This window comes from Inquilinus limosus MP06 (assembly GCF_000767795.1).
Taxonomy (GTDB): domain Bacteria; phylum Pseudomonadota; class Alphaproteobacteria; order DSM-16000; family Inquilinaceae; genus Inquilinus; species Inquilinus limosus_E.
This window is the reverse complement of record NZ_JANX01000796.1, coordinates 1-2,148: the sequence shown is the minus strand read 5'-3', so window position 1 is coordinate 2,148 and position 2,148 is coordinate 1. Positions and strand designations below refer to the sequence as shown.

2 protein-coding genes are annotated in these 2,148 nt (G+C 69.0%); both read right to left on the bottom strand.

Annotation, left to right across the window (positions count from 1 at the left end; all coding sequences use genetic code 11):
• Positions 1 to 158: 158 nt before the first annotated feature.
• A complete protein-coding gene (gshB, locus tag P409_RS32475; RefSeq protein WP_034848359.1) occupies positions 159 to 1,112 on the bottom strand; it encodes a glutathione synthase in 954 nt (317 codons plus the stop codon).
• Between the two features lie 8 nt (positions 1,113 to 1,120).
• Positions 1,121 to 1,939 carry a SirB1 family protein gene (locus P409_RS32470; RefSeq protein WP_034848357.1) on the bottom strand — a complete coding sequence of 273 codons (819 nt, stop codon included), beginning with the start codon at positions 1,937 to 1,939 and terminating at the stop codon, positions 1,121 to 1,123.
• Positions 1,940 to 2,148 lie beyond the last annotated feature (209 nt).

The window sequence follows — 2,148 nt, the reverse complement described above, 5'->3', positions numbered from 1 at the left end:
CGGATGTCCGACCTCTCCCGCAAGCGGGAGAGGCAATCGGAGCATGCCGGAGATGTGTAGATCCCCTGGTCCCGCGAGGGGAGAGGGAAGTGTGGAAAACACGCGCCGGTTCGTGTCGGCCTCGGGCTATCCAGTAGATCCGTAAAGGATGCCGCCCCCTACCCCGCCATCCCCGCCCGCCGGGCCTCGATCGCGTCCCACAGCGTGGCCTCGATCTTCACCCCGTCCAGGCGGTTGATCTCGTGGATGCCGGTCGGCGAGGTGACGTTGATCTCGGTCAGGTAATCGCCGATCACATCGATGCCGACGAAGATCTGGCCGGTGGCCCGCAGGTCCGGGCCGATGAGGGCGCAGATCTCGCGCTCGCGCTCGGTCAGCGTGGTCTTCTGCGCCCGGCCGCCGACATGCAGGTTGGCGCGGGACTCGCCCTCCGCCGGCATGCGGCTGACGGCGCCCACCGGCTCGCCCTCGACCAGGATAATGCGCTTGTCGCCCTTCCGGATCTCCGGCAGGTAGCGCTGGATCATGATCGGCTCGCGGTACATCCGCTCATAGACCTCGAGCAGCGACACCAGGTTCTCGTCATCCGGCCGGATGCGGAACACGCCGGCGCCGCCATTGCCGTAGAGCGGCTTGACGATGATGTCGCCATGCTCGCGCCGGAAGGCGCGGATCTCGTCACGGTCGGAGGTGATCAGCGTCGGCGGCATCAGCTCCGGGTAGTGCGTGACCAGCAGCTTCTCCGGCGCGTTGCGCACTTCCTTCGGGTCGTTCACCACCAGGACGCGACTGGATACATGCTCCAGCAGATGCGTCGCGGTGATGTAGCCCATGTCGAAGGGCGGGTCCTGGCGCATCAGGATGACGTCGACGGCGCCGAGATCGACCGTCTCCCACTCGCCGAAGCTGAAATGGTTGCCGCGCACCGCCTGCACGGTCAGGGGCCGGGCTTTGGCGGTCAGCGTGCCGTCGCGCAGGGTCAGGGCCCGCGGCAGGTAGTGCCACAGGCGATGGCCGCGCGCCTGGGCCTCCAGCGCCATGGCAAAGGTCGAATCCCCGCCGATGTCGATCGTCTCGATCGGATCCATCTGGATGGCGACGGCAAGGCTCATGATAGCCCTCAGTTGAGGCTGGTGCGGAAGGACTGGAGCAGGATCGCCGCCTCGTGGCGCTGGGTCTCCGGCTCACCCGGGGCGGAGACGTAGCGGTCGAGCGCGTCGATCGCCGCGCGCATGTTGCCGAGCCTGGCGTAGAGGATGCCGGCCTCGCGCAGCAGCGGCGCGTGCAGGGGGGCGAAGCGGCGCATCGCCTCGATCACCGCCAGCGCCTTGCCGAAATCGCCGGCGCGGATGTGGCGGACCTTCAGGTTGTTCTGCAGCCGCAGCAGGATGTCGCGGTCGGACACCGGCTCGTAATGTTCGGGCATCAGCTCGGCCCCGGCGTCGAGCACGGCCTTCAGCAGGTCGCGCAGCTCGCCCGGGCCGCGATTCATCCCGGCATGGAACGGGTCGAGGATGGTGCGGGCGCCGCCGGCGTCAAGCCGGACCAGGAAATGGCTCGGGAAGTTCAGCCCGACCATGGTCCAGCCCTGGGCCCGGGCGACGTGCAGATAGAGGATGCCGAGCGTCACCGGCAGGCCCTTTCGCCGGTCGATCACCCGCATCAGGTTGGCGTTCTGCAGGTCGTCATAGCTGTCGACGTCGCCGGCATAGCCCCAGCGCCGCGCCAGCACCGCAGTCAGCGCCTCGGCCGGGGTCACCCGCTCGGCCTCGCGGGTGACGTCGCCGGTCAGCTGGTCGAGGTGGCGGCGATACCAGTCGAACCCGACGCCGCGCGGCCGGTCGAGCGCCGCCAGCGCCAGCGCCGCCTCGGCGAGATCGATGGCGTCGTCCGGCTGAGCGCCGGCGCGGTCGAGTATCGACTGGATCGTCGGGTCCATGATCCTGACTTAGCCCGATACTCGCCGGGATTCCACTACCGATCGACCTGCCACGCATCGGCAATATGGACAGGCCAGCGCCAGGGCCGCACCACCACCAGATCGAAGCGCAGGTCGTGGTCCCGGGCGTAGAGCGGCTGCTGCGCCAGGAACAGGGTCGCGGCCCGCCGCAGCCGCTCGCGCTGGCGCGGCTGCAGGGCCAGCATCCC

Bases quoted from the DNA above. Each gene is read 5' to 3' on its own strand.
- gshB (WP_034848359.1), bottom strand. From the start codon at position 1,112: ATGAGCCTTGCCGTCGCCATCCAGATGGATCCGATCGAGACGATCGAC.
- P409_RS32470 (WP_034848357.1), bottom strand. From the start codon at position 1,939: ATGGACCCGACGATCCAGTCGATACTCGACCGCGCCGGCGCTCAGCCG.